We start from the raw sequence: 24,952 nt of genomic DNA on the forward strand, positions 1-24,952 counted from the left end.
CACCTTAGTTACGCCGTACGATGCGGTCCCCGGCCAGCGAATGGCCGGGCGGATTGTTGGCAGCAGTTCGCCGTTGTACATGCGTGGTCAGCGCCTGCAAGTCGGTCAGGGAGGTGACCACGCGGTCGGTCCCTTCGCGGAACACCGACACGCCATCGCCGCCTTCTGCCAGAAAATCACTCATCACCACCCGGTAGGTCTGCTCAGGCTCCAGTGGATGACCATTGAGTACCATGGACGCGGCCTCAATGCGCTCCTTGATCGGCGCAGCACCGTCCCACGCATAGGCAAATCCGGTTGAAATCTGCATGACGTGCGCTGTCGATGCGGTCAACACCCATTGTTGCTCCAGCGCCGTCTTGATCTGCGCACCGGTGAGTGTCATCACGACCAGTTTGTTGTTAAACGGCAGCGTGGCAAACGCATCCCCCCAGGTAATGCTCTGCGTCATGGCGGGTGTTGCAGGCAGATCCGCCCGCAAACTACTGCGGTTTACGAAAGCGATCTGGGTATTCCATTGCCGCGTAGCGGAGAGAAACGCATCGGCCACAAGATCACCCAACGGTGCCTCGCCTGTATCCGGGTGCATTTTGCCGGCGCGGACCAGTTGGGTAACCGCCAGCTTGCCAACCACATGTGCGGCAGTTGGGTCGGTTAACGATTGGGCGCGCGCAACGATAGCGTGCATGGTCGGATCTGGCGGCAGTTTCGCGGGGTCTACCAGCAAGTTAACCGAGCGCTGGCGCAACTCGCGTCCGGTGGTGGCATCGACGGTGAGCGTGATGCGGGTCAGCAGGTGGCCGTAGTCATCGGCCTGGGTCACCAGCTTGTGATCCACCCGGCACTGATAGCCACGATGCGTGTGGCCAGAAATTACGGTATGTACATCCGGGTCCAGCCGTTTGACGATGCCAACGATCTCACCCGTCAGGGTGTCGCAGTCTTGTACGTCATAGTGCTGGCGGCTGTCCCCCCCTTGATGGATCAGCGCGACAAACACGCGGATACCTTGTTTGCGCAGTTGATAAACCACACGGTTGATTGATGTCGCTTCATCTTCAAAGCTCAACCCGGCGACACCATCAGCATCGACAATCAGCGGTGTGGATTTGAGCACGGCGCCAATAAACGCCACCCGTACGCCGTTGACCTCCCGCACGGCATAGGACGGCAGGAACGTCTGGTGCGTCGTGGTATCGAGCACATTGGCGGCAATCCAGCTGAATCGGGCACCGTCGTACGTCGGCGCGTATTTGCAGGCGCGTTGCGGGTCCTGGGACTCACACCCGCCTTTTTGCATGCGCAACAGTTCATCGCGGCCCCGATCAAGCTCATGGTTACCCAGCGCGGAGAACTCCAGTCCTAACTGGTTGAGCGCCGCAATGGTGGGCTCGTCACGCAGCAATGCAGAGTTCAACGGGCTGGCACCGATCAGGTCACCCCCACCGACGAAGATCAGCTGTGGATTACGTGCGCGCTCCTGGCGCACAAGGCTGGCCAACGCTTCGATCCCGCCAGCAGGTTGCATGCGCCAGCCACCATCGGCTTGTGGCGCATAAAACGGCGTCGGCAGCAGGTTGCCGTGAAAATCATTGAGCGCGAGGATTTCGACCTCGACCGTGCGGTTGGCCACCGGCAGTTCAGCCGCATTCACCGACCACGGTGCAAACAGACCCAACAACAGGAAGACCAGTAGAGACAGACGCATAAAGACGATGGAGTGCTACAAAAACAAAACCGGGCGGTTTGCACCGCCCGGCTATGGGTCACGACTTAAGCGAGGTAGCCGATGCGGGTCGGCTTCATGTTCTCGTCAAAGTCATAGATCAACGGTGCACCATTGGGAATCTCAACGCCCATGATGTCGGCGTCAGAGACATTTTCCAGGTACTTCACCAGTGCGCGCAGCGAGTTGCCGTGTGCAGCGATCAGGACGTTCTTGCCTTCGCGCAGCGACGGGGCAATGTCAGACTCCCAGTACGGCAGCACGCGCTCAACGGTGTCTTTCAGACATTCAGTCAGCGGCACTTCGGCGCGGCTGGCGCCGGCGTAACGCGGGTTGCCGAAAACATCACGGGCGTCGCCTGCGTCCAGGGCCGGCGGGCGCACATCGTAGCTGCGACGCCAGATGCGCACTTGCTCGTCGCCATGCTGGGCGGCGGTTTCAGCCTTGTTCAAACCAGACAGCGCGCCGTAGTGGCGTTCGTTCAGGCGCCAGTTGATCTTCACCGGAATCCACATCAGATCCATGGCGTCCTGGACGTGCCACAGGGTACGGATGGCGCGCTTGAGCACCGAGGTATAGGCGACATCAAATGTGTAACCGGCCGCCTTCAGGCGTTCACCAGCGCTACGGGCTTCGGCAGCGCCCTTCTCAGTAATATCCACATCCACCCAACCGGTGAAGCGGTTTTCCAGATTCCATTGCGATTCGCCGTGGCGCACGAGTACCAGTTTGGCCATGAATTTCTCCGTTATCAGGTGTGACAGCCCGGATTTCCTGTCCAAGGGGCTGCAATTATCAGAAGACTATCAAGGATAGCAGGCACAAGGGGTGCCGCGCACCGTGCGTATTGGCATGGGCGTCACCGGCAGCCATTTCAGAGGTCAAAAAGCAGCGCCGGCGGATCAATAATGGGGCGGGATATCGTCACGCAGCGAGGTCGTGCGGCCGCTGTCGGCTTCCAGCACGCGCACATTGCCCGCCAGGACCATTAACTCTTGCTGCAAGCGTGAGATCTGCTGTGATTGCTCGGCCACAACGCGGTTCAAGGTATCGAGCAGGTCGTCCTGCAGCGCAACCTTGATTTCCAGTTCAGTAATGCGGGATTCCATAGGTACCTCCATCCGGTGCCGGTCAGGGTTTAAGCGGAATAGTCTGGCCGGAAACCGGCACGGCGGTGATGGCATTATCCGGGCTGCCATCCACCAGTTTGTCTGAGTAGCCCAGATACGTGAGCGCATTGCGTTTGACGTCGACAATACGCACTACGCGGACGTGCTTGAAGACAAATGACGCCCCTTCCTTGAAGACTTCTTCCTGTTTAGGCAGGGGTTTGACGAATTTGATCGGGCCAATCTGCCGACAGGCAACAGAAAACCGTGACGGGTCTTTGGCAAGCCCCACTGCGCCACTCAGCCCGCCGGTTTTGGCTCTGGACACATAACAGGCTACGCCGTTGACCGCTGGATCATCAAACGCCTCCACCACAATCTTGTGGTCCGGACCAATCAACTGAAACGCCGTGTCGACCGAGCCGATTTCTTCGGCATGGACCAAACCGGCCAGCAACACAGCAAGAGACAGGCAAGCAGTTTTCATGGGCAAGGCTCCTTTTTTGCCAGCATAGGCATGCCGCCATTGCCATCACATGAATGGATTACAGCCGGTGCCTGGCAACGACGGGCTGCAGCATAAGAAAAGCGGCGATGCCTGACCAGTACTTTATGAGTCGATGGCGGGAAAGCAGGCGGGGCAAATCAGGCGTGCACTCTTGAGAAGCTGACAGAAAGCCCCCTGAACCAGCGGCATTGGCTGCATGCGCAAATGCTGATAAACCGCCAGACGGCAGGGTTTCGAAGGCGTTTATCGCTGGCAATTAATGTAAGAAAATCAAGCAGGTGGCATGAGACGTGACAATCTGCGTCACTTTACTGACGCAGATTGTTGATAGTGACGCAATCAGGCAGTTCTGAAACTACTACAGCGGTAAGCAGTCTTTGCGCACCAGACATAAAAAAACCGGCTCCCACCCATGGAGGAGCCGGTCGAAGGCGCGTGCAAAGATAAAGCTACTGCAATGTATTTCTTTTCCTTCCCCTTGCGCTGGCTACCGCGCGGCCCCTTGCCACAGCAGCGCCCGCTTAACCCTTCACCCCGCCCGAAGTCAGGCCGTTGACCATCCATTTTTGCGAAAGCAAAAACAGCACGGTGATTGGCAGCCCTGACAAGATTGCAGCGGCGGCGAAGTCCCCCCACAGATAATTCTGCGTGTATAGATATAACTTCGATCCCACGGCGAGCGTGAGGTTTTGTTCTTGGTGAAGCAAAACTGATGCCACCGGATACTCGATGATCGCGCCAATGAACGACAGAAGGAAAACAACAATCAAAATCGGCACCGCCATGGGCAGCAAAACAAGACGGAACGTCTGGAAATGGCTGGCCCCATCCACCAGCGCAGCTTCTTCGATTTCGACCGGAATGGTCTCGAAATACCCCTTGATGGTCCAGATATGCAATGCCACGCCACCGGCGTAGGCCAGTACCAGACTGCCGTGACTATCAATGCCCAGCCAGGGTGCGTAGTTGCCGATCTGGTCAAAAATGGCGTAGATGGCGATCAGCGACAGCACCGACGGGAACATCTGCATCAGAAACAGCGCATTGAGGCCAAACTTGCGTCCAACAAACTTAAGCCGGGCAAAGGCGTACGCACACGTGGTAGACAGCGTCAGCACGACCACGGCGGTCATCAACGCCACCTTGCAGGAGTTCCACAGCCAGTGCAGCACCGGGAACGGCGGGTCCACCTGATGGCCGAACTGGTCAATGTATGAAAAGCCCAGCGCGAGCTTCCAGTGTTCCAGGCTGATATGGTCGGGAATGATACCGCCCGCTGCAAAGTTACCCGCCCGCAGCGAGATCGAGATGATCATCAAAAACGGGAACAACGAAAGCGCAATGAACACGATCAGCGCCAGGTGGGTGGCAAACACCCGCCCTGTATGACTTTTATCCAGCACCATGGCCATGATGGTTTTCCTTTAAATCTCTTACTGCTTACTTGCGATCCGGCGCATTCACGCGGGTCAGCTTCAGGTTCAACAGCGACAGCGCGCCAACCAGCACAAAAATTACGGTCGAGATCGCTGCGGCAAGACCGAAGTTCTGGCCGGAATCCTGGAAGGCGATGCGGTAGGTGTAGCTAACCAGAATGTCGGTAGAACCAGCCGGGGTCAGGCTGTCGGCGAAGTCCGGGCCGCCGGCGGTCAACAACGAAATCAGCACGAAGTTGTTGAAGTTGAAAGCAAAGCTGGCCAGCAACAGCGGCATGATCGGCTTGGCAATCAGCGGCAGGGTAATGCGGGTCAGGTTGGTCCACGCACCGCCACCATGAATGGCCGAGGCTTCGTACAAGTCAGACGGGATCGATTTGATCAGGCCCATCACCAGCAACATGATGTACGGATAGCCCAGCCAGGTATTCACAATCAGCAGCATGGTGCGCGCCAGCCATGGGTTGGAGAACCACTCTGGTTTGATCCCGAACAGTGTGTGCAGCACGTAATTGATCTCACCAAAGTTCTCGTTAAAGAGACCACGGAAGATCAGGATGGAGATAAACCCAGGCACGGCGTAGGGCAAGAACAGCGCCACGCGGTAAATGCCGCGGAACTTGAGGGACTCCCAGGACAGCGCGACGGCCAGCAAGAAGCCCACCACAAAGGTCAACAACACGGTGCCGGCCGCAAAGCAGACCGTCCACACAAAGATTTTCAGCAGCGGGCCACGGAACTGGGCGCTGGTGAAGAGTTGCGTGAAGTTGGCCAGACCCACTTTCACGGTGAAGCCTGGCGCGACTTTCTCACCCGCGGCCGTTTCATAGAAACCGGTTTTGATATTGGGTTTGAGGACATCGCCCGTTTGCAGGTTCTTCAGCGAGCCATCGGCGTTCTGCTGGAACAGCGGCGCAGAGGGCGAGACTTTGGAGAACCCGGAAATCTGGTACTTCGAAACATGATCAGGCACGCTGATGCGCAATTCTTTCAGCGCCGGTTGCAGGGCAATCACACCACGCAGGGCAATCTTTTCACCTGCGGGGGCGGCCGTGGCCGGTATCACCTTCAGATCAACCGGCTTGCCCGTGGGCTTATCCAGATTGAGGGTATCCGAGACCCAGCTATGGCCATCGGCCGCGGTCAGGAACACGCGCGCATCATTGCCAGCCGGGTAGATGGCCATGTCCAGCGCATCGCCGCCGGCAGAGTAGGTTTGATCGAGGAAATACTGCGTGGCGCGATCAAACGTCAGCAAATTGGTAGAGCTGTAATTGGTAAAACCAATGCTCACGGTATAGAGCGCGGGGAATACTACAAACACCAGCGCGGCAAAAACACCCGGATACAGATAGCGCCACGGATACAAGCGTGGCGAAGCCAGCAGCCAGATCGAGCCCGCCAGAATGACAGTAAAAGTGAGCGCAACCCAGGTGTGACCCGAGCGGAACACCGCTGTGATCAACCAGATTGATGCCAGAATCAGCACTAGCCCCAGCACGGAGCCGGCCCAGCGGGCCAGTTTGCTTTGCATTCCCGTAATCCTTGCCGGTAGCCGCCTGGCTAGTCCCGGAACTTCCCAGAGATGAACAGAACGCCGCACCGGTCGGTGTCAGCGCAGAACTACGTCTGCCAGTACCAGTGGAGCAAGCCCCACCGGCGCCGTCAGTTTGATGATTTACCGCATGCATTGATGGCGTGGCAGCGCCGCAAATCCCTGCGGTAATCCGCGCCAGACGCTAGATCCGGCGCGGGTATTACAAATCAGACCCAGACCTGATTATTTGGCCTTGATCTTGGCAGCCGCTGCATCCAGACCATCCTTCACGCCTTGACGACCTTGAGTGATGTTTTGCAGCGTGGTGGCCATGGTCGACCAGAACTTGCCCATTTCCGGGTTGTTCGGCATCGGGTTGCCGGCTTGCGCGCTCTTCATGGTGGCGGCAATGTTCGGATCAGACTTCAGCTCGTTGTAGAACGCCTTGTTGGCCGGTACACCCAGCGGCACGTCGTCGTTCATGGTCTTCAGGCCCTTGACGGACAGCATGTAGTTTTCCAGGAACTCAACAGCCAGATCCTTGTTCGGGCTCGATTGCACAACCATGGCACCCAGCACGCCAACGAACGGTGCCGAAGCCTTGCCGTTCACGGTCGGGATCGGGGCTACGCCGAAGTTGATCTTGCTCTTCTTCAGGTTTTCCCATGCCCACGGGCCGGTGATCATCATGCCGATCTTGCCCTGGTTCACGCCGGCTTCCATTTCAGCGTAGGAAGCGCTCTTGGGCATGGCACCGGTGCTGATCAGCTTCATCAGGGTGTTCATGCCGGCCACAGCACCGGCATTGTTCACGCCGACGTCGTTTGCATCGTAAGTGCCGTCAGCCTTGAGCTTGAACGGGTAGCCACCACCGGCAGCCAGCAGCGGCCAGGTGAAGTAGGTGTTGGTGTAGTCCCACAGAATGGCCTTCTTGCCCTGGCCGGACAGTTTCTTGTCCAGTGCGATCACGTCATCAAACGACTTGGGCGGGGTCGGTACCAGATCCTTGTTGTACACAAGGGCCACGGCTTCGATGGCGATCGGGTAACCCCAGGTCTTGCCACCGGACGTCCAGGCCTTCCAGCCCAGTTGGTCGATCTCGCCCTTGACCTTGGCGGACGGATTGATCGGGCTCAGCAAACCAGCGGTCGCCCATTCGCCCATACGGTCATGCGGCCAAATGAAAATATCCGGGCCTTTGCCAGCAGCAGCAGCTTGCTGGAACTTGTTGGGGGCGTCTTCCGGACGCTCCACCACGACTTGCACGCCCGTGGCCTTGGTAAATTCAGCACCAATGGCCATCAGGCCTTTGTACGACTTGTCGCCGTTGGTCCAGATCAGCAGCTTGCCCGGCTCGCCGGCAAATGCAGACATGGCGCCCAAGCCCATTACAGCGGCGGCAACCGACGATACGACAACCCGACCCAAACGACTGCTCGACATATCCATGTGACTCTCCATCAATGTATTTTCAGAGTTTTGAGAGTGAGAAAACCGTAAATCCGCCCCGGATTACAGAGTCATACCAGGCGGGTTTAAAGTTGCCCCAGCCCCGGGCATTTATTCTGCCAGGGGGTCCAGCCGGCGCAAGGCAATGCCCTGCGCATTAAACAGATACCCATGCTTGGGCTTGAAACCCAGGTTCACGGTTTCGCCCACGGCGACGTGCTTGAGCGCCGGAATACGTACCGCCAGCGGTTGCGCACTGCCCGGATGCTCGACATACAGCACCGATGAATCACCCAGCCGCTCCAGCACCACCACCTTGCCGCTGACGCAGTTGTCTTGCGTGCCCGCCGTGAGGTGTTCCGGGCGCACGCCCACGGTCACCGCGTCGCCTGCCTTGGCGGTCGAACCATCCACGGCGACGCGTACGTTCTGGCCATCAGCCAGTGCCACGGTAATTTCGTCTGGCGTGATCTGGCTGATGCTGCCGGTCATGAAATTCATGCCCGGCGAGCCCAGGAAGCCCGCCACGAAAAGGTTGGCGGGTTCGTAGTAAAGCTCAGTCGGCGTGCCCACTTGTTCCAGGCGGCCTGCCTGGAACACGACAATGCGGTCAGCCAGAGTCATGGCTTCCACCTGATCGTGTGTCACGTAGATCATGGTGGCGCCCAGCTTGCGGTGCAGTTGGGCAATGTAGATGCGCATCTGCACACGCAACGCGGCATCCAGGTTGGAGAGCGGCTCGTCGAACAGGAAGACTTCCGGCTTTTGCACAATGGCGCGGCCAATGGCCACACGTTGGCGCTGACCGCCTGAGAGTTCTTTGGGTTTGCGCTCCAGCAGGTGATCCAGCTGCAGCACCTTGGCCACGTCTTGCACGATCGGCGTGTACTCGGCCTTTTTCATGTTCGCCAGACGCAAACCAAACGCCATGTTCTCGAACACGCTCATATGCGGATACAGCGCGTAGCTCTGGAACACCATGGCAATGCCGCGCTTCACCGGTGGCAACTCGTTCATGCGCACGCCGCCAATTTGCAGCTCGCCCTCAGAGATGTCTTCCAGACCGGAAATCGTACGCAGCAAGGTAGTCTTGCCGCAGCCCGACGGGCCGACAAACACGATGAACTCGCCATCGCGGATTTCCAGGTCAATGCCATGCAGCGTGGTGACATCACCGAAACGCTTTACGATGTTTTTCAGACTGACTGTTGCCATGCTGTCTCTCTGTTATTCGAAGCCCCATCGGCGCCCGGCCGCTGAGGCTTCTTCTAGCTGTTTGTTGCTTGATCGCAATCCATCAAACCTTGACCGAACCGAACCAGCCGCCCCAGGCGCCCAAGGTCAGCGTGTTGCCGTTCAGGGTCGCGCCGGTCAGGCCGTGGCCGGCCAGTTCTGTCGCGGCCTTCGGCAGTTCAAACGTGGTATCGGTAGCGCTCAGGTTGAATACGGCGACGATGGTCTGGCCGTCCTGGCTACGCGTGAAGGCGAGTATCGGTTCTGCACTTTTCAGGAACGTGATGTCGCCCGTGATCAGCGCGGGTTGGGTTTTACGCCAGTGCAGGATACGGCGGTAGGCATTGAGCGTGGAATCACTGTTCGGCTCTTGCGTATCTACGGCCAACGGCACATGCGGCGCCACGACCGGCAACCAGGTCTCAGCCTTGCTGAAACCCGCGTGCGGCGCATTGTGTTGCCATGGCATCGGAGTACGGCAACCGTCGCGGCCCTTGAACTCTGGCCACATGGTGATGCCGTACGGGTCTTGCAATTGTTCAAACGTCAGTTGCGCTTCCGGCAGGCCCAGTTCTTCACCCTGATACAGGCAGGACGAACCACGCAATGCGGTTTCCATGGCGACGATCATCGGCGCAAAGCGCGGATGCGATGTGTCTTTGCCCCAGCGCGTGACCACGCGTACAGAGTCATGGTTGCCAGTCGTCCAGCAGCCCCAGCCATCCTTGATCTGCGCTTCCAGATCTTCGACCTGCTTGCGGATATGCGCGGCACTGAAATCGGCGGTCAACAGATTGAAGCTGTAGGCCATATTCAGCTTGTCGCCGCCGTTGGTGTACTGCGCCATGATATCGATGCTGTTATCGTCACCGACTTCGCCAACGCTCATTGCACCATATTGATCCAGCAACTTGCGGATGCGCTGCAGGAAGGCAACGTTTTCCGGCTGGGTCTTGTCGTGCAAATGCGCCTGATAACCGTACGGGTTCTCTACGCTGACCGACGCGGTATCGCGCACGGTGGCCGGCGGGTTGCTGCGCAACTGCTGGTCGTGAAAGTGGTAGTTGCACGCGTCGAAACGGAAACCATCTACGCCGCGCTTCAGCCAGAACTCGATCTCGCCCAGGATGGCGTCTTGCACCTTGGGGTTATGGAAATTCAGATCCGGCTGGCTGGACAGGAAATTGTGCATGTAATACTGCAGGCGGCGGGTATCCCAGCGCCAGGACGGGCCACCGAAGATCGACAACCAGTTGTTCGGCGGGGTGCCATCAGCTTGAGGGTCAGCCCAGATGTACCAGTCGGCATGGTCGTTGGTGCGATCCTGGCGGCTGGCCTTGAACCAGGCGTGCTGGTCAGAGGTATGCGACAAAACCTGATCGATGATGATCTTCAGACCCAGCGAATGCGCTTTGGCCAGCAGGCGGTCAAAGTCCTCCAGATTGCCGAACAGCGGGTCCACATCGCGGTAATCAGACACGTCATAGCCAAAGTCCTTCATCGGGGACTTGAAGAACGGGCTGATCCAGACCGCATCAACGCCCAGACTGGCGATGTAGTCCAGGTGAGCGGTAATGCCATTCAGGTCGCCCACGCCGTCGCCGTTGCTATCGGCAAAGCTGCGCGGATAAACCTGATAAATGACAGCGCCACGCCACCAGGACGCGGATTGTTGGGCTTGTGCGATGGGTTGAGTGCTCATTTTTCGATCTTCTTGCAGGGTCACTGACCAAAACGTCCTGCCAGATGTTTGGGTCAATGGCACTTGTGTTGCGTTGATTGAATCCACTACAGCGTGGATCACCCGGATTGCTGGCTATGTTATAAACCCCGCCCTGCCCGTTTGCTGAGCCTGACCCCGTTTTGCAACCCCATTCAAACCGGTTTGAAAACCATTGGAACGCATCTTAATCCCGCACGCGGGTGGATCGAAACTCCGGTAAATCACTTACTATAGTCAAAATTCAAACCGGTTTGAAACGACAAACCCAACAATCAAGCCGTAGTGACGACGATCGGCACTACCTGGTTATTGCTGAAAAAAGCGTCAAACGGTGGTGTGGATGTCGCTGAAATGCATCAACTGCGTGGCGGCAGGTCAGTGTTACCGCTGACCAGTTCCGGCTTCCACAACGCCGTGAGCGCCTGCGGATCATGGCCAGCCAGACTGCCCAGCATCAGATCCGCCAGCGTACGGCCAGCCTGGCGGGCACGCGGTTGCATCACCGCGCTGACTGTCATGCTGTCGGCCAGCAAGGTGGGCAAGCCACCAAAGACAATCACGGAGATGTCTTCGCCCGGATGCAAGCCGCTCTGACGCAGCGCGCTCATCACCCCAACCGCAGAGACGTTGTTATCCACAACGACGGCGGTGGGCCGCTGCGGCATGGCCAGCAGGCGATTCATGGCTGCAGCGCCTTCGGCGGGTGAAAGCCCGCAAGAAATCATGAATTCCGGTTCGACCGCGACACCACCTGCGTTCAAACCAACGAGATAACCCATGCGTCGTTGCGCGGCGAAGTTGAGCGAGAGCGGCGCGCTGATCAGCGCAATGTGCTGATGGCCCAGTTCTGTTAACCGGTCTACCGCCAGGCGCATGCCATATTCGTTGTCGTAATCGAACCAGGCATATGGCTTGGCGAGTTCACTGCGCCCGTGCGCGACAAAAGGGAAGTTACGTTCTTGCAGGTACTTCAGACGCGGATCATCCACCTGCGTACGCGCGACAATCAAACCATCCACCCGCCCGCCAGACACCACGCGCTGATAGGTTTCCAGCTCGTTTTCCTGCGCGGCAGAGACAATCACCAGATCCATGGCCGCTTCACCCAGGCGTTCGGTAATCCCGGCGATGATGTCCAGAAATACCGGATCACCCAGATCAGAGGGCTCAAACGGGTAGATGATGCCAATGCTGTCTGTCTTGCCCGTGGCCAGCCGGCGGGCGACAGTGTTGGCGCGATACCCCAACCGTGCTGCCGCTTCAACCACACGTTCACGCGTTTCAGCATTGACCTCCGGGAACCCGTTCAGCGCGCGGCTGACTGTGGTGGGCGATAACTGGAGGTGAGCAGCAAGTTCTCTAAGGTTCATGAGCGGGTCTGGGTTGGCGTGTCAGCAGATTCTAGTTCAGGCGGCAGTGTTTTGGTGAAAGCCGCCTGGGCGCTTTTTGAGAACGATTTCAAAATGCGATTGTGCGTGACATGCCATGACCCGGTAATCAGGTAAACGCCGAATGAAAAAGGCCAGCACCGGGCTGGCCTTGACCTCAACTGAAGCACTTAGCCGCGTAACCATGCCCCGGCTTTGTCTTTGAGTTCTTTTTCCTTGTCGCTGCCATGCGTCGCCATGATGTTCTCGACCGGAAACCCGCTCTTGTCCAGCAAATACGCCAGCGCCGCGTACTCCCGTGGGTAACGGTCCAGCGTGGCCAGGTCAATCTCAACCACGCCGCGCGGAAAGTTGAATGTCCCCAGGTCATAAATGGCATGGCGCTGGACAATCCCCCACACGCCGTCGCGCTGCTCTACCTGATCGTAAAAGCGTGAATAGCAGGTGCAACCCAGCCCCAGTTTGACGTTTTCACCCAAGATCAGTGCATTGGTTTCAACGATGGCCCGGTTGCCATGAAAGGTGACCGTGGGCGCGGCGACCACGTGTTTGGTGCGCAGATCAGACTTGCCCATGCGGGCTGAAGCGTCGACAAAGTCGCTGGCCAGGCCATCAAACCAGGTGATTTCAATGCGGCCATCGGCGTGAAACAAGCCGCGCAGTTTGTCCCACTGACCCAGGTCGCGGAACATCCAGCCGGTCATCAAGTCTGCGATGGCCTGCCGGTCGGCCAAACGTGCTGTATCCATGGTGAACTCCTTGTGTGCTTTGCAACGCCTTTCTGGCATCACTTCATGCACTTAGCATGGACCAGGTTTGCACGAAATAAAAATAGATTGATATGATCCATCAATCATATTTTCTGATCGACGCTCTTCATGGAACTACGGCACCTGCGTTACTTTGTAGCAGTGGCAGAAGAAGGCCATTTCGGTCGCGCGGCAGAGCGGCTGCATATTGTGCAACCGGCACTCAGCATGCAGATCAAGGCACTGGAAGAAGAACTGGGCGGACCCTTGTTCGTGCGCACCAGCCGGATGGTTACGCTCACAGCGGCCGGATCGGCATTGTTGATTGAAGCGCGCCGCACTCTGGAACAGGCCGAACGGGCACGTGCGACGGTGACGAAATCACTTCGGGGCGATCTGGGCTCGGTACGCATTGGCTTTGCCGGCAATGCTGTGTTCAGCGGGCAACTCACCGCTGATCTGCACCGGTTTCATCGCGCACACCCCACGGCACAACTTGAGGTCGTGGAAGTACCCCCGCAAGCACAGGTCGAGTCCTTGCTGGCCGGGCGTATTGATGTCGCCTATTGCCCGGATCACGGCGGCGGACTGATCTCGCCGGCGCTGAATGTCGCGCAGATTGGCGAGTGGCCCTTGCTGGCGGCCATGGCGACAGATCACCCCCTGACCAGTCGCGTACATATCGGTTTGTCTGACATTGCCGCCGAACCGCTCATTGTCTACAGCGCAGATGAAAGCAACGACATGCTCAACGTACTGCGGGCGGAGTTCGGACGCGAACCCGTTATCGCCCATCGCGCCAGCAACACGCTCAGCGTGGTGGCGCTGGCTGCGGCCGGATTGGGCGTGGCTTTGGTGCCGGCCTCATTGGCAGACATTGCCATGCCCGGCATCACTTATCGCCACGTGATGCACCCGGAATTGTCAGCACGGCTGGTGCGAATCAGCCGTCGTGATGAAACCACCGGCGCCGTGCTGGCCTATCTGGCACTGGCGGACACGCCGCCCAATGAATCGGCGTGGGAAGAGGACTGAACAATACTTAGTCGAACCGAAACGCGATGGTCTCTTCACCACGCCGGAACAGGACATTAGGGCCCTGCAGCGTCAAATGCCATTCCTCGCTGGCCAGCGGTTTGCGCCGTTTAAAGGCGCGCACATTCACCACCGCCACGTTGATGCCATGGTCCGGGTCGCGCACGGATTCATACAAGATCAGATCGACATTGCCCGCTTCACGCGCAGCGCTACCCAGTTCATGCGTGGGAGCGTAGTTGTCGGGTTGGTTCCACAATTCGGCGTGATCACTGAACGGCGGCTTAAGCAGGTCAATGGCTTTACCGGCCACGCTGATCTGAAATAGCGTGCGGGCCAGCGTGACGTGGGTATCGCGCAAGCCTTCGGAGGCGCGGTTGAAGCGGTGTTGCCAGTAGCCGGATTCAGCCATGGCCGTCACCTTGTTATTGGCTGCGTACAACATGCCTAGCGCACCTGGCCGCACAAAGCGGCTGCCATTGGGCGGATGCGCCGGATAACGGAATGGCGTTGCCAGCAAATAATGCAACTTGCTGGCCTCGGCCGGTAACGGTGGCTTGTTGTCGTCCAGAATGGACTCCAGCAACGCTTGCTCGTCCGGGTCGTTATCGACTAGCGCCAGCGTGGCGACTTCCCGTTGGGTTTCGACCGAACGCCAGGGCTTGAGGGTGACTTCTGCGTTAAATGCGGCCGCGCATGGAATCAAGATAAATCCCTACCTGGAACAGACCCGCCGCGCCACGGCGCAAGATGTCGGACGGCACACCGCCCAGATCGGTGTTGGGCGAATGCATCCAGCGACGAATCAGGTCTTCCTGTCCGCCCAGAATGCTCGACAGCGAGCGATACACGCGGATCAGCGCCAGCGCGACATCCCATTCCGGGCGGTGAATGTTGAGTTCGTACTGGCCGTGCACCATACGGCTGACACTGGCGCCCGACAAACCCAGCAAACGGCCCAGGTCAGATTGGCGGAAATCCAGCTTCTCAGCCGTGCGCACCACGGCCCGCGTCACCACGGCTTCTTCTTGCGGTGTCGGTTTTTGCAGAGCGGTCATGGCGGATCTCCTTTTTCTACTGAAAATATACCACGATTTATTTTCCAAAGAAAAATCCTGCCGGTTGAGCGGCAAGGGTTTTCATCATCACGCCAAGGCTTGGCACAGCACATGGTGCGAATGGGGCAGACCGGGGTCTGCCCTGAGTCGGCTTATATCTCGTGCAAACCAACATTGCCACGGCGCCAGGCGCAATCAGTGGCCACCACCGCCTGAACCGGCACTGTTGGTAAACGGCGGCTTGGCGAACCACACCACGACGACCAGCGACAGGAAAATCACCCCCAACAACCAGAACACTTCTTTGGTCGCGATCATGAACGCCTGCTGGCTGATCACTTGATCAATCTGCGCATAGGCTGTCTGACCAGCAATACCCAGGTCTTGCAGCTTGTTCAGGTAATCCGTCGTCGCCGGGCTGGCGCTGGTGATGTTCTCAGTGAGACGGGCGTGGCTAAAGGTCTGCCGACGGTCCCACAAGAACACGGCAATCGCCGTCGCGAAGCTACCGGAAATGGTCCGGAAGAAATTCGACAACCCGGATGCGGACGCCATCTGCCCACCCGTGAGGCCAGCCAGAATGATCTGGTTGATCGGGATAAAGAAACACGCAATGGCGATACCCTGGGCAAACCGCGCCAGCGCGATATAGCCAAAGTTGGTTTCCAGCGTGAAGCCCGAGTACCAGAACATGGTCGCAGCAAACGTCGCAAAGGCGACCGACGACACCATCCGCAGGTTCAGTTTGGTGATGTTCTTGCCAATGATTGGCGACAAGAACAGCGCCAGCACCCCACCCGGCGCAGTGGCAATACCGGCCCACGTGGCGTTGTAACCCATCACGGTTTGCAACCACAGCGGGAACAACACGGTCGAGCCAAAGAAGCAGAACATGCCCAGCGACAACACAATCACACCGATACGGAAGTTGTGCCGCTTCAAGAGCGTCAGATCCACAATGGGGTGCTCATCCGTCAGCTCCCACGCCACAAAGTAGCTGATTGCCAGCGTGGCAATCACGGCCAAGGTGACGATGAACGTGGAGTTGAACCAGTCCAGATCGTTACCGTTATCCAGCATCATTTGCAGGCTACCTACACCCAGCACCAGCAAGATCAGGCCGACCACGTCGATCGGCTTTTTGACGGTCGGGGTTTCGCGATGCTTGAGCAACTGCCAGGACGCAATGCCAGCAACAATGCCGATCGGTACGTTGATGTAGAAAATCCACGGCCAGCTGTACTGGTCAGTGATGAAACCACCCAGTAGCGGGCCAAAGATCGGCGCCACAATCACGGTCATGGACCACAGCGCCAGCGCAACGCCTTTTTTCTCAGGCGGGTAGTTGTTCAGCAACAGCGTTTGCGACAGCGGCACCATCGGACCGGAGACCAGACCTTGCAGAAAGCGGAACGCCACCAGCATGGGCAGGCTGTTGGCCAGACCACACATGATGGACATCAGCGTGAACAGCAACACCGACATCGAAAAGCATTTGACCTGCCCAAAGCGCCCGGCCAGCCAGCCGGTCAGTGGCACGGCAATCGCCGCTGCCAGACCGTAAGAGCTGATCGCCCAGGTCCCCTGGTTAGCCGCCACCGCCAGATCACCGGCAATGTGCGGCACGGACACGTTCACAATGGTCGTGTCCAGAATTTCCATGAACGTGGCGAAAGACAACGCCACGGTCATCATGCCCAGTTTGCCGCCGTGCAAGGGCGCCGGGCTGGGTGCAACCGCCTGAGTACTGGCAGTCATGATTACCCTCCAGACGGAGTTTGCCCCTCATGGCCGCACACACGGCGGCCATGATGTGCTATTGGATAACGGTGAGAATCCACCTGTTTTCGCGGCTGACAACACGGCGCACAAATGGCCAGCGCAGTGGCTCGGGCACAAGCGCGCACAGTGCCATCAGCACTGCCAGCCCGGTCCACGATCCGACCTGCTTCCCGTTCAGGGAAGTGGCCGCGTGGTGGTCAGCGTTGCAAATCACTTGCCCAGGTTCTTGTGCACAATGCTGTCAGCCAGCTTGTCGGCTTCCTGCATCGGTTGGGTAAAGGCTTCTGTGCTGAACAATGGCTTGTTTTCCGGCGCAGCAGACAGCACGGCACCGTCACGGTTGTGGGTATCCACATCTACCACCATCGACAAACCGACGCGCAGTGGGTGTTCTGCCAGGTCTTTCTTGTCCAGTTCAATACGTACCGGTACGCGCTGGACCACTTTGATCCAGTTACCGGTGGCGTTTTGTGCCGGCAGCAGGCTGAATGCACTACCCGTACCAGCGCCCAGACCGACTACCTTGCCGCTGTATTCCACCTTGCCGCCGTAGATATCGGCAGTCAGTTTAGCCGGCTGACCAATGCGGATATTGCGCAGTTCGGATTCCTTGAAGTTGGCATCGACCCACACTTGATCCAGCGGCACGATGGACAACAGCGATTGCCCCGGGGTGATGCGAGCGCCGACTTGCACGCCACGCTTGGCCACATAACCGGAAGCCGGCGCGACGATCGCATTGCGTTGTACAGAGAGCCAGGCCTGTTCAAAGTTGGCACGGGCGCGCAGCACGGTCGGGTTGTTGGGGATATCTACGCCATCAATAGCTGCATGTGCGGCGGCAGCTTGTTTCTCGGCCACATCCAGCGCGGCCTTGGCGTTCTCGACCGAGTCTTTGGCGTGAGAGACTTCTTCGCTCGACACCGTATGATCTGCCGCCAGCGGTGCACGGCGATTCAGGTCATCTTGCGCCCGGGCAAGGTCAATCTTGCGTTGGGCCAGCGCTGCGTCATATTGCGCGGCGTTGGCATATTGCTGGCGCAACTGGCGCACAGAGTCGCCCAGGGCCGCTTCGGCCTGGGCCAGCGCCACCTTGGCGTCAACCGGGTCCAGCTTCACCAGTTCTTCACCCGCTTTCACAAACTGGGTTTCGTCGGCGCGGATTTCAGTCACAGTGCCCGTGACCTGGCTGGTCAGCGTGACCAGATTGCCGCCGACGTAGGCGTTGTCGGTTTCTTCACGTTGCGACAGCACGGTCGCGTAATAGATGCCATAGCCAATGCCTGCCAGCACAAATACGGTAGTCAGGATCGCCATCACCGGCTTGCGGCGTTTTTGCTGCTCTGCCGGTTGGGCTGCGTTGGTTTCGGTGGTCATTTGCAAATATCTCCGGATTCGAATTCTTTTCGGTTTACCAGGCCGGCGCTCAGGCCGGCCCTGTCATCATTTGGCTTGGGCTACCGTGTCAGCAGGCGCTTCATAGCCACCACCCAACGCGTGGGTCAGGCTGACTTCAGCGGCGAGTTGACGGTTTTTCAGGATCAACAATTGTTCCTGGATCAACAGCACCGGCAATTGCGCGCGCAGCACCGAACCCTGATCGGTCAGGCCGTTCTGCATGCGGCGTTGCTGGTTGTCGCGTACGGCTTCAGTCGCCCGCAGGTAAGCCGTCATGGCTTTTTCCTGATCAGCCAGACCTTGCAGGGCGATACCCTGATTGGCCACATCCTGCACCGCGTTCACCAGTGCCTGGTTGTACTGGGCGATGATCACGTCACGTTGGGCGCGATCGCCTTGCAAACCGGCTGACAACCGACCGTTATCAAAGATCGGGAAACTGATCCCTGGCGTGATGCCCATAGTGCGGGTACCGCGCTTGAGGAAGTCATCCAGACTGATACTCGAGAAACCGATGAATGCCGAAATGTTGATGTCCGGATAGAACGCGGCCTTGTCGGCTTCCGTACGCTTCACGCTGGCTTCAACGCGCCAGCGAGCCGCTTGCAGGTCCGGGCGACGGGACAACAGATTCAGGCCCAGATCGGTCGGCACGCCACCAGCGGTCATCGGCAGCGGCACAGCTTTCAGTTGATCGATGCTGGTCACATCACCGGTGGCGCCGACCAGTGCGCGCAAGGCTTCACGGTCTTTGCGCTCGCTGGTGCGCAGTTGCGCAATCACGCTGTCCTGATTGGCGACATCACCACGCGCACTGCGCTGCACGGCATCTGTATCCAGGCCGCTTTGCACGCGGCGGGCAGCAATCTGATGCAGGCGATCCTGCACGTCACGCTGTTGCTCTACCACTTGAATGCGAGCCTGGTCGGCTTGCCAGTCAAAATAGGCTTGGGCCACGGCTGCGGTCAGTTGTTGTTCTGCGGCGGCATAGTCAGCCTGAGCGGCTGCGGTTTCGCCCAACGCGGCAGAGATCTCTGCCTTGTGTTTGCCCCACCAGTCAAAGTCGTACGACGCGTTGATCATGGGCTCGGTGTCGGTAATCCATGTACCGGCCAGTGGTGGCGGGTAGATCCCGTACTTGGAGGTCAACTCACGCGTGGAACGGATGCTGGCATCAATGTTCACGCCATCAGCAGCGCGGGCCTGACTGACGGTGGTTTGCGCCAGTGCCACGCGGCTTTGCGCCACCGCCAGCGACGGCGAGCCTTTCAAGGCTGCATCGACCAGGGCGTTCAATTGATCATCGTGATAGCGGGTCCACCACCGGGCCGCAGGCCAGCCTTCCTGAGCCAGCTTGAGCTGGGTAGAAAGTTGCGCAGCAGCCGCATCGCGCATCTGTACCGTGGGGTGGTCATCAGGGATGCTGGCACAACCCGCCAGCAAGACCAATATGCCAAATGCAAGCTTTTGTTTCATGGCGTTATAATCAAAAGTTAAATTATTTGAGCAAAAAAAAGTGGCCGAAATCAACCAACCACTTTTATGGATTCTGTTTACAAACAATGGATCAGGCGAAGACAGCCAGTAGTTTTTTGAGGATGGACTCAAGCTGGTCACGTTCGCCCTCGCTCAGCACCTGGAAGGCGACAAAAGCGTAATCCTGAATCTTGGGCAGGAGTTCCTTGACCAGTTCATCTCCGTGCGGGGCCAGGTAGAGGTCAATGCGACGGCGGTCTTCGGGGTTGGGCTCGCGCGACAGTAATTCCTTGGCTACCAGCTCATCACAAATCCGCGTGACGTTGGCACGGGACTCCCCGGTGGCCTCGGCCAGATCAGAAGGATTGAGCGGCTTGCCTTGCGAACTCACCAGCATGATCAGCGCCAGAAAGCTGATGCGGTTCAGGCCGTATTCACGCAGCACCTGATTCATGCGCGAGTTAAAACCACCCGCCACATGCTGCAGCAGCATTTTGAGCAATACCGCCTGACGGTTGCTGCCGGGAACACGGGAGCACACACGGTCAATTCGGTTCTCGATATCCGCGAAACTCGGGATTTCGGTCTGATCATGGATTTCATTCATGAATAAATAGTAAATAGTTGTACTATTTTTGGCAAGAAATATTTGAACCCACCAAGCATCCATTGGTCAGCACGTGCGCAACCCGCCCTTGCAAGGCAGGAACAACTTCCTCCTCAAACCATGGATTTCTCTTTAACCACAACTGGTTCCGCGGGCTCGGGTGCGGCAGGACAAACGTGCGCGGCGCATAGTCGCGCCAGGCGCGCACTGTGGTAGTCAGGTCAGCTTGACGGGCATTGCCCAGATAAAACGCTTGGGCGTACTGACCAATCGCAAGGACTAACTCGATATTGGGTAGTAGCGGTAGCAACTGTGGGTGCCACAAGGCGCTACACGCTGCACGAGGGGGCAAGTCGCCTGACTTGCCCTTGCCTGGATAACAAAACCCCATGGGGACGATGGCAAACTGCGCGGGATCGTAAAAAGTGGCGTCGTCCACGCCCAACCATTGCCGCAGTCGCAGGCCAGAAGCATCAGACCAGGGCACACCACTGGCGTGGACTTTGGTCCCCGGGGCCTGCCCGATCACCAGAATGCGGGCTCGCGCATCGGCCACCAGTACCGGGCGCGGGCCAAGCGGCAAATCAGTGCATTCACGGCAGGCGCGGATGTCAGTGAGCAGGTTTTGCAGGGAAATCATGGCGGTAACCATTCGGGCGACGCACAAAGCGTAGTGTAACGGCGCTTTCGATCCGCGCGTGGGCGCGTTAAAGTTGCGGATATGAAACTGGCAATCGATCGCATTCTCCAATCCCAAGGCTTCGGCACCCGCAAAGGCTGCCGCGAGCTGGTTACCGACGGCGACGTCTCTATTAACGGCGAGGTCATGGATGACTGGCGTGCCGTGGTAGAAACGGACGGCCTTGTTATCACCCTGTTTGGCGAGGAAGACTGGCCCTACCGGGAGCACGTCTACGCGGCATTGAACAAGCCGCCCAACTACGAGTGCTCACGCAAACCCAGCCATCACCCGGGCATTCTGACCCTGCTGCCAGAGCCGCTGCGCTGGCGGGATGTACAGCCCGTAGGCCGCCTGGATCACGACACCACCGGCTTGATCTTGCTGTCAGATGACGGTGCGTTCATTCATGCGCAGTCGCACCCGCGTCATCACCAGCCCAAGACGTATATGGCAACGCTGGCTGAACCTGCGACAGAAGCACTGGCGCAGGAACTGGAAAGCGGCGTGCAACTGCATGACGAACCCGCGCCGATCGCTGCGTTGTCGGCGAAACTGTTAGACCCGACGCATATCGAAATCGTGCTCGATCAGGGTAAATATCATCAGGTCAAACGCATGCTGGCCGCAGCCGGGAATCACTGCGCCGCACTGACTCGCGTAGCCATTGGCGGTTTGACGCTCTCTTCACTTAACCTGGCCGAAGGTGAGTGGTGTTACCTCACAGAAGCCCAGATCGTGGCCCTGAACAGCGAACCGGATACCGGCGCATAAAACATGAAATATCTGGAGATCACCGCCGGCCCGGAGGCCTATCGCCAACTTCAGGCCGACGGTTTCAAGGCTGATCTGTTCTCCCATTTGGGTGCGGCTGCGGGTGGCCCCAAGTGGCAGGTGCTGGCCCGACTGGATCGCGTGCTGTTTGGCGACTGGTTGCCGCAGCGCACGCGTCCGCTGCAGGCAGTGGGCGCATCCATTGGTGCGTGGCGGTTAGCGGCGGCTGCCGTGCAAGATCCGCTGGCCGGGCTGGATCGCTTTGAAGCGGCTTACCTGGCACAGCGCTACAGCCTCAAACCCACTCCAGCCGAGGTCACCCAGGTGGCCAGAGAAATCATGGACGCCATGCTCGGTGCCGAGGGCGTCGCCCAGATTCTGGCCAATCCGCGCATCCATCTCTCCATCCTGACCGCACGCGGCATGAATGGCATAGATGGCACTGGCAGTGGCCGTGACAAACTGGCATTGGGCCGTGCTGTACTGGCCAATGCCCGTGGTCGGCGCAATATGGCCGGGTATTTCCAGCGCGTGGTCTTTCACACCGGACAGTCGCCCGCACGGTTTATGGATGACGGCTTTGGTGACACCGCCATCGCACTCGATCAAGCCAACTTTACCCCGGCCTTGCTGGCCAGCGGCACCATTCCTGGCGTACTGGAAACCGTCCGCGACATCCCCGGCGCGCCGGCGGGCGCTTATCTGGATGGCGGATTGATCGACTATCACATGGATCTGGCACTGAACCAGCCCGAAGGTTTGCTGCTGTTACCGCATTTCTCGCACCGGGTAACGACGGGCTGGCTCGATCAATTCTTGCCCTGGCGCAAACCGCGTTATCTGCAACGCACCTTGCTGATGACGCCCACCGCCGAATTCCTGCAATTGTTGCCCAACGGGCGGGTGCCCAGCCGCAAAGACTTCGGTCGTTATGCCGGCCGCGATGCCGAACGCGAACGTGACTGGAAAAAAGCCATCGATCTTGGTCAACATCTGGCCGATGACTTTGCAACCTTCATGCACAGCAACGAGCCACTGCAGTTTGTACGACCCATGACGGCCTGACGCCGCCTGCAGCCAGATTCGCGATTTTCATACACACCTGCAGTAACGCTCAGCCTGTTGCAGATACGGCGGTGGCATAATGCCGCCATCGTTTACATCTATTTTCTATTTGAGCGCGCCATGGCCATTCTGATCAGCGGTTCCATTGCCTACGACACCATCATGGTGTTCCAGGACCAGTTCAAGAACCACCTGCTGCCTGACCAGCTGCATATCATTTCCATTTCTTTCCTGGTGCCGGAAATGCGCCGCGAACTGGGCGGCTGCGCGGGCAATATCGCCTACTCGCTCAAAGGCCTGGGTGGCGACCCGCTGATGGTCGGCACCGTCGGTAGTGACTTCGGCCCGTATGCGGCACGTCTGGACCAACAAGGTATCTCTCGCGCCGGGATCAAAGAATTGCCGGAACACTTCACCGCGCAGTGCTTTGTGACAACGGACCTCGATGACAACCAGATCGCGGCCTTTCACCCAGGCGCGATGAATTTTTCGCATTTTATCGACAGCAAAGACATCGGTGTCCCGGTCGAACTGGGTATTGTGGGCCCGGACGGCAAACTGGGCATGCAAGCCCGCTGCCGTCAGTTGGCCGCCGGTGGCGTGCCGTTCATCTTCGATCCGGGCCAGGGCATGCCGCTGTTCTCAGGTGAAGAACTGCTGGAAATGACTGAACAGGCCGACTACCTGACGCTGAACGACTATGAAGCCGAGGTTATGTCCCGCCGTTGCGGTGTGTCGATTCCGGATCTGGCCAAAAAAGTGAAAGCGCTGATCGTGACCTACGGCAGCGAAGGTTCGGAAATCTACGCAGACGGCGAAGTCCATCGTATTCCGGTGGTTCAGGCTGAAGCGGTGGTTGATCCGACCGGTTGCGGTGATGCATTCCGCGCCGGCCTGTTGTATGGCATCAGCCATGGTTGGGACTGGCCCAGCACAGGCCGTCTGGCGTCACTGCTGGGTGCACTGAAAATTGCCCGACGCGGCGCACAAAACCACGACGTGGTTCTGGCTGATGTCAAAGCGCGTTTCGAGCGTGAATTCGGTCAGTCCTGGCCTGCTTGAGTACACGCGTAAATACAGCCCGGCGCGGATCGTCGGGCTGTTTCTCATCAAACCAACGCTGAATTACAAGAATACGGTTTGACCTGGATTAAAAGCCCCCAGCGCTAACGCGCCTAAGCTCCTGCGCTTTGCCACCTTCGGCGGAGCGCATCATGCGTGTTCCTCATCTCGTTTGCCCGGCTGGCAGTTTGCCGGCGCTGAAAAAAGCCGTCGATCACGGCGCCGACGCGGTTTATGTCGGTTTCAAAGACCCCACCAATGCCCGCAATTTTGCCGGGCTGAATTTCACCGACACCCAACTGGCCGAAGGCGTGGCCTATGCCCATCGCCATGGGCGCGAGGTGTTGGTCGCCATCAATACCTACCCCCTGGCCGGCAAAACAGCGCACTGGCATCGCGCGGTGGACCGCGCTGCAGAACTAGGCGCAGATGCCGTGATCATGGCCGACCCCGGCTTGCTGGATTACGCCGCCCGTACCTGGCCTGCGCTGCGGCGTCATTTGTCAGTGCAGGGCTCGGCCACCAATGCCGATGCCATCAACCTCGCGTACGAATGCTTTGGTATCTCCCGCGTGGTGTTGCCCCGCGTATTGACCTTGCCGCAAGTGGAATACGTCGCAGCGCATACCCCCGTTGAGATCGAAGTGTTTGGCTTTGGCAGTTTGTGCGTCATGGCCGAAGGCCGCTGCGCGTTGTCTTCCTGGGTCACCGGTGAATCGCCCAACACCCACGGTGTGTGTTCGCCCGCCGCACATGTGCGCTGGGATCAGCACGGCGACACCTTGCACGCGCGGCTGAACGGCATGTTGATCGACCGTTTCGACAAAGATGAACCCGCCGGTTACCCGACGCTGTGCAAAGGGCGCTTCGATGTCGCGGGCGACACGTATTACGCGCTGGAAGAACCGACCAGCCTCAACACACTCTCGATCCTGCCTGAACTGATCCGCATGGGCATCGCAGCGATCAAGGTCGAGGGCCGCCAGCGCAGCCCCACCTACACAGCCCAGGTCACCCGCGTGTTGCGCGCTGCCCTGGATGCCGCAACCCAGGAGCGCTATAGCGTGCGCCCGGAGTGGCAAAGAGAACTGACCGCGATTTCCGAAGGCCATCAGCAGACGCTGGGCGCCTATCACCGTCCGTGGCGCTGAGCCGCAT

23 protein-coding genes are annotated in these 24,952 nt (G+C 58.6%); 5 read left to right on the plus strand and 18 right to left on the minus strand.

All coding sequences use genetic code 11. The features are described from left to right. Positions 1 to 4 precede the first annotated feature (4 nt). The 11 genes from IEX44_RS06565 to IEX44_RS06615 form a co-directional block, all read right to left on the minus strand. Positions 5 to 1,708, minus strand: a complete 1,704-nt coding sequence (locus tag IEX44_RS06565; protein WP_188690721.1) for a bifunctional metallophosphatase/5'-nucleotidase — start codon at positions 1,706 to 1,708, stop codon at positions 5 to 7. A gap of 65 nt (positions 1,709 to 1,773) precedes the next feature. Continuing rightward, complete coding sequence (gene gpmA, locus IEX44_RS06570; RefSeq protein ID WP_188690724.1) at positions 1,774 to 2,463, minus strand: 2,3-diphosphoglycerate-dependent phosphoglycerate mutase; 690 nt, start codon at positions 2,461 to 2,463, stop codon at positions 1,774 to 1,776. 165 nt (positions 2,464 to 2,628) lie between these two features. After that, positions 2,629 to 2,835 carry a SlyX family protein gene (locus tag IEX44_RS06575; protein WP_188690727.1) on the minus strand — a complete coding sequence of 69 codons (207 nt, stop codon included), beginning with the start codon at positions 2,833 to 2,835 and terminating at the stop codon, positions 2,629 to 2,631. A gap of 22 nt (positions 2,836 to 2,857) precedes the next feature. Continuing rightward, complete coding sequence (locus IEX44_RS06580) at positions 2,858 to 3,322, minus strand: CreA family protein (protein ID WP_188690729.1); 465 nt, start codon at positions 3,320 to 3,322, stop codon at positions 2,858 to 2,860. A gap of 542 nt (positions 3,323 to 3,864) precedes the next feature. After that, complete coding sequence (gene malG, locus IEX44_RS06585) at positions 3,865 to 4,755, minus strand: maltose ABC transporter permease MalG (protein ID WP_188690732.1); 891 nt, start codon at positions 4,753 to 4,755, stop codon at positions 3,865 to 3,867. 28 nt (positions 4,756 to 4,783) lie between these two features. After that, on the minus strand, positions 4,784 to 6,313 hold the full coding sequence (malF, locus tag IEX44_RS06590) for a maltose ABC transporter permease MalF (RefSeq protein ID WP_188690735.1): 1,530 nt from the start codon (positions 6,311 to 6,313) through the stop codon (positions 4,784 to 4,786). Between the two features lie 246 nt (positions 6,314 to 6,559). Further along, positions 6,560 to 7,765: a maltose/maltodextrin ABC transporter substrate-binding protein MalE gene (gene malE / locus IEX44_RS06595; RefSeq protein WP_188690737.1), complete on the minus strand. Its 1,206-nt coding sequence runs from the start codon at positions 7,763 to 7,765 to the stop codon at positions 6,560 to 6,562. A 111-nt stretch (positions 7,766 to 7,876) separates the two neighbouring features. Continuing rightward, positions 7,877 to 8,980, minus strand: a complete 1,104-nt coding sequence (locus IEX44_RS06600; protein WP_188690739.1) for an ABC transporter ATP-binding protein — start codon at positions 8,978 to 8,980, stop codon at positions 7,877 to 7,879. An 82-nt stretch (positions 8,981 to 9,062) separates the two neighbouring features. Further along, entirely contained in the window at positions 9,063 to 10,700 is a 1,638-nt protein-coding gene (locus IEX44_RS06605) for an alpha-glucosidase family protein (RefSeq protein ID WP_188690741.1), read from the minus strand. A gap of 377 nt (positions 10,701 to 11,077) precedes the next feature. After that, positions 11,078 to 12,091 carry a substrate-binding domain-containing protein gene (locus IEX44_RS06610; protein ID WP_188690743.1) on the minus strand — a complete coding sequence of 338 codons (1,014 nt, stop codon included), beginning with the start codon at positions 12,089 to 12,091 and terminating at the stop codon, positions 11,078 to 11,080. Between the two features lie 188 nt (positions 12,092 to 12,279). Then, the gene (locus IEX44_RS06615) at positions 12,280 to 12,858 is read right to left on the minus strand and encodes a nuclear transport factor 2 family protein (RefSeq protein WP_188690745.1); all 579 of its coding nucleotides are present in this window, start codon (positions 12,856 to 12,858) and stop codon (positions 12,280 to 12,282) included. A gap of 129 nt (positions 12,859 to 12,987) precedes the next feature. Between IEX44_RS06615 and IEX44_RS06620 the strand changes: the two genes are divergently transcribed. Next, the gene (locus IEX44_RS06620; protein WP_188690748.1) at positions 12,988 to 13,893 is read left to right on the plus strand and encodes a LysR substrate-binding domain-containing protein; all 906 of its coding nucleotides are present in this window, start codon (positions 12,988 to 12,990) and stop codon (positions 13,891 to 13,893) included. A 7-nt stretch (positions 13,894 to 13,900) separates the two neighbouring features. On the opposite strand, the gene IEX44_RS06625 is transcribed toward IEX44_RS06620, so the two are convergent. The 7 genes from IEX44_RS06625 to IEX44_RS06655 all read right to left on the minus strand — a co-directional run bounded on the left by IEX44_RS06625 (position 13,901) and on the right by IEX44_RS06655 (position 20,854). Further along, positions 13,901 to 14,599, minus strand: a complete 699-nt coding sequence (locus IEX44_RS06625) for an RES family NAD+ phosphorylase (protein WP_188690750.1) — start codon at positions 14,597 to 14,599, stop codon at positions 13,901 to 13,903. Beyond that, on the minus strand, positions 14,574 to 14,951 hold the full coding sequence (locus IEX44_RS06630) for an antitoxin Xre/MbcA/ParS toxin-binding domain-containing protein (RefSeq protein ID WP_188690753.1): 378 nt from the start codon (positions 14,949 to 14,951) through the stop codon (positions 14,574 to 14,576). The genes IEX44_RS06625 and IEX44_RS06630 overlap by 26 nt, the downstream gene beginning before the upstream one ends. Positions 14,952 to 15,146: 195 nt before the next feature. Continuing rightward, positions 15,147 to 16,709, minus strand: coding sequence for a DHA2 family efflux MFS transporter permease subunit (locus IEX44_RS06635; RefSeq protein WP_188690756.1), 1,563 nt, complete (start codon positions 16,707 to 16,709; stop codon positions 15,147 to 15,149). 234 nt (positions 16,710 to 16,943) lie between these two features. After that, the gene (locus tag IEX44_RS06640; RefSeq protein ID WP_188690759.1) at positions 16,944 to 18,110 is read right to left on the minus strand and encodes an HlyD family secretion protein; all 1,167 of its coding nucleotides are present in this window, start codon (positions 18,108 to 18,110) and stop codon (positions 16,944 to 16,946) included. Between the two features lie 66 nt (positions 18,111 to 18,176). Further along, positions 18,177 to 19,607 carry an efflux transporter outer membrane subunit gene (locus tag IEX44_RS06645; RefSeq protein WP_188690762.1) on the minus strand — a complete coding sequence of 477 codons (1,431 nt, stop codon included), beginning with the start codon at positions 19,605 to 19,607 and terminating at the stop codon, positions 18,177 to 18,179. Between the two features lie 91 nt (positions 19,608 to 19,698). Beyond that, complete coding sequence (locus tag IEX44_RS06650; RefSeq protein WP_188690764.1) at positions 19,699 to 20,214, minus strand: MarR family transcriptional regulator; 516 nt, start codon at positions 20,212 to 20,214, stop codon at positions 19,699 to 19,701. 22 nt (positions 20,215 to 20,236) lie between these two features. Further along, positions 20,237 to 20,854, minus strand: coding sequence for a uracil-DNA glycosylase family protein (locus tag IEX44_RS06655; RefSeq protein WP_188690767.1), 618 nt, complete (start codon positions 20,852 to 20,854; stop codon positions 20,237 to 20,239). Positions 20,855 to 20,935: 81 nt separating this feature from the next. On the opposite strand from IEX44_RS06655, the gene IEX44_RS06660 reads away from it, so the two are divergent. The 4 genes from IEX44_RS06660 (at position 20,936) to ubiU (ending at position 24,945) form a co-directional block, all read left to right on the plus strand. Further along, on the plus strand, positions 20,936 to 21,667 hold the full coding sequence (locus IEX44_RS06660) for a pseudouridine synthase (RefSeq protein WP_188690770.1): 732 nt from the start codon (positions 20,936 to 20,938) through the stop codon (positions 21,665 to 21,667). Positions 21,668 to 21,670: 3 nt separating this feature from the next. Then, on the plus strand, positions 21,671 to 22,732 hold the full coding sequence (locus tag IEX44_RS06665; protein WP_188690772.1) for a patatin-like phospholipase family protein: 1,062 nt from the start codon (positions 21,671 to 21,673) through the stop codon (positions 22,730 to 22,732). A 120-nt stretch (positions 22,733 to 22,852) separates the two neighbouring features. Continuing rightward, a complete protein-coding gene (locus IEX44_RS06670) occupies positions 22,853 to 23,794 on the plus strand; it encodes a carbohydrate kinase family protein (RefSeq protein WP_188690774.1) in 942 nt (313 codons plus the stop codon). Between the two features lie 149 nt (positions 23,795 to 23,943). Continuing rightward, on the plus strand, positions 23,944 to 24,945 hold the full coding sequence (gene ubiU / locus IEX44_RS06675; protein WP_444544659.1) for a ubiquinone anaerobic biosynthesis protein UbiU: 1,002 nt from the start codon (positions 23,944 to 23,946) through the stop codon (positions 24,943 to 24,945). Positions 24,946 to 24,952: the final 7 nt, after the last annotated feature.

The organism is Silvimonas amylolytica (assembly GCF_014645555.1).
GTDB classification, from domain to species: Bacteria; Pseudomonadota; Gammaproteobacteria; order Burkholderiales; family Chitinibacteraceae; genus Silvimonas; species Silvimonas amylolytica.

Bases quoted from the DNA above. Each gene is read 5' to 3' on its own strand.
- IEX44_RS06565 (WP_188690721.1), bottom strand. From the start codon at position 1,708: ATGCGTCTGTCTCTACTGGTCTTCCTGTTGTTGGGTCTGTTTGCACCG.
- gpmA (WP_188690724.1), bottom strand. From the start codon at position 2,463: ATGGCCAAACTGGTACTCGTGCGCCACGGCGAATCGCAATGGAATCTG.
- IEX44_RS06575 (WP_188690727.1), bottom strand. From the start codon at position 2,835: ATGGAATCCCGCATTACTGAACTGGAAATCAAGGTTGCGCTGCAGGAC.
- IEX44_RS06580 (WP_188690729.1), bottom strand. From the start codon at position 3,322: ATGAAAACTGCTTGCCTGTCTCTTGCTGTGTTGCTGGCCGGTTTGGTC.
- malG (WP_188690732.1), bottom strand. From the start codon at position 4,755: ATGGCCATGGTGCTGGATAAAAGTCATACAGGGCGGGTGTTTGCCACC.
- malF (WP_188690735.1), bottom strand. From the start codon at position 6,313: ATGCAAAGCAAACTGGCCCGCTGGGCCGGCTCCGTGCTGGGGCTAGTG.
- malE (WP_188690737.1), bottom strand. From the start codon at position 7,765: ATGGATATGTCGAGCAGTCGTTTGGGTCGGGTTGTCGTATCGTCGGTT.
- IEX44_RS06600 (WP_188690739.1), bottom strand. From the start codon at position 8,980: ATGGCAACAGTCAGTCTGAAAAACATCGTAAAGCGTTTCGGTGATGTC.
- IEX44_RS06605 (WP_188690741.1), bottom strand. From the start codon at position 10,700: ATGAGCACTCAACCCATCGCACAAGCCCAACAATCCGCGTCCTGGTGG.
- IEX44_RS06610 (WP_188690743.1), bottom strand. From the start codon at position 12,091: ATGAACCTTAGAGAACTTGCTGCTCACCTCCAGTTATCGCCCACCACA.
- IEX44_RS06615 (WP_188690745.1), bottom strand. From the start codon at position 12,858: ATGGATACAGCACGTTTGGCCGACCGGCAGGCCATCGCAGACTTGATG.
- IEX44_RS06620 (WP_188690748.1), top strand. From the start codon at position 12,988: ATGGAACTACGGCACCTGCGTTACTTTGTAGCAGTGGCAGAAGAAGGC.
- IEX44_RS06630 (WP_188690753.1), bottom strand. From the start codon at position 14,951: ATGACCGCTCTGCAAAAACCGACACCGCAAGAAGAAGCCGTGGTGACG.
- IEX44_RS06635 (WP_188690756.1), bottom strand. From the start codon at position 16,709: ATGACTGCCAGTACTCAGGCGGTTGCACCCAGCCCGGCGCCCTTGCAC.
- IEX44_RS06640 (WP_188690759.1), bottom strand. From the start codon at position 18,110: ATGACCACCGAAACCAACGCAGCCCAACCGGCAGAGCAGCAAAAACGC.
- IEX44_RS06645 (WP_188690762.1), bottom strand. From the start codon at position 19,607: ATGAAACAAAAGCTTGCATTTGGCATATTGGTCTTGCTGGCGGGTTGT.
- IEX44_RS06650 (WP_188690764.1), bottom strand. From the start codon at position 20,214: ATGAATGAAATCCATGATCAGACCGAAATCCCGAGTTTCGCGGATATC.
- IEX44_RS06655 (WP_188690767.1), bottom strand. From the start codon at position 20,854: ATGATTTCCCTGCAAAACCTGCTCACTGACATCCGCGCCTGCCGTGAA.
- IEX44_RS06660 (WP_188690770.1), top strand. From the start codon at position 20,936: ATGAAACTGGCAATCGATCGCATTCTCCAATCCCAAGGCTTCGGCACC.
- IEX44_RS06665 (WP_188690772.1), top strand. From the start codon at position 21,671: ATGAAATATCTGGAGATCACCGCCGGCCCGGAGGCCTATCGCCAACTT.
- IEX44_RS06670 (WP_188690774.1), top strand. From the start codon at position 22,853: ATGGCCATTCTGATCAGCGGTTCCATTGCCTACGACACCATCATGGTG.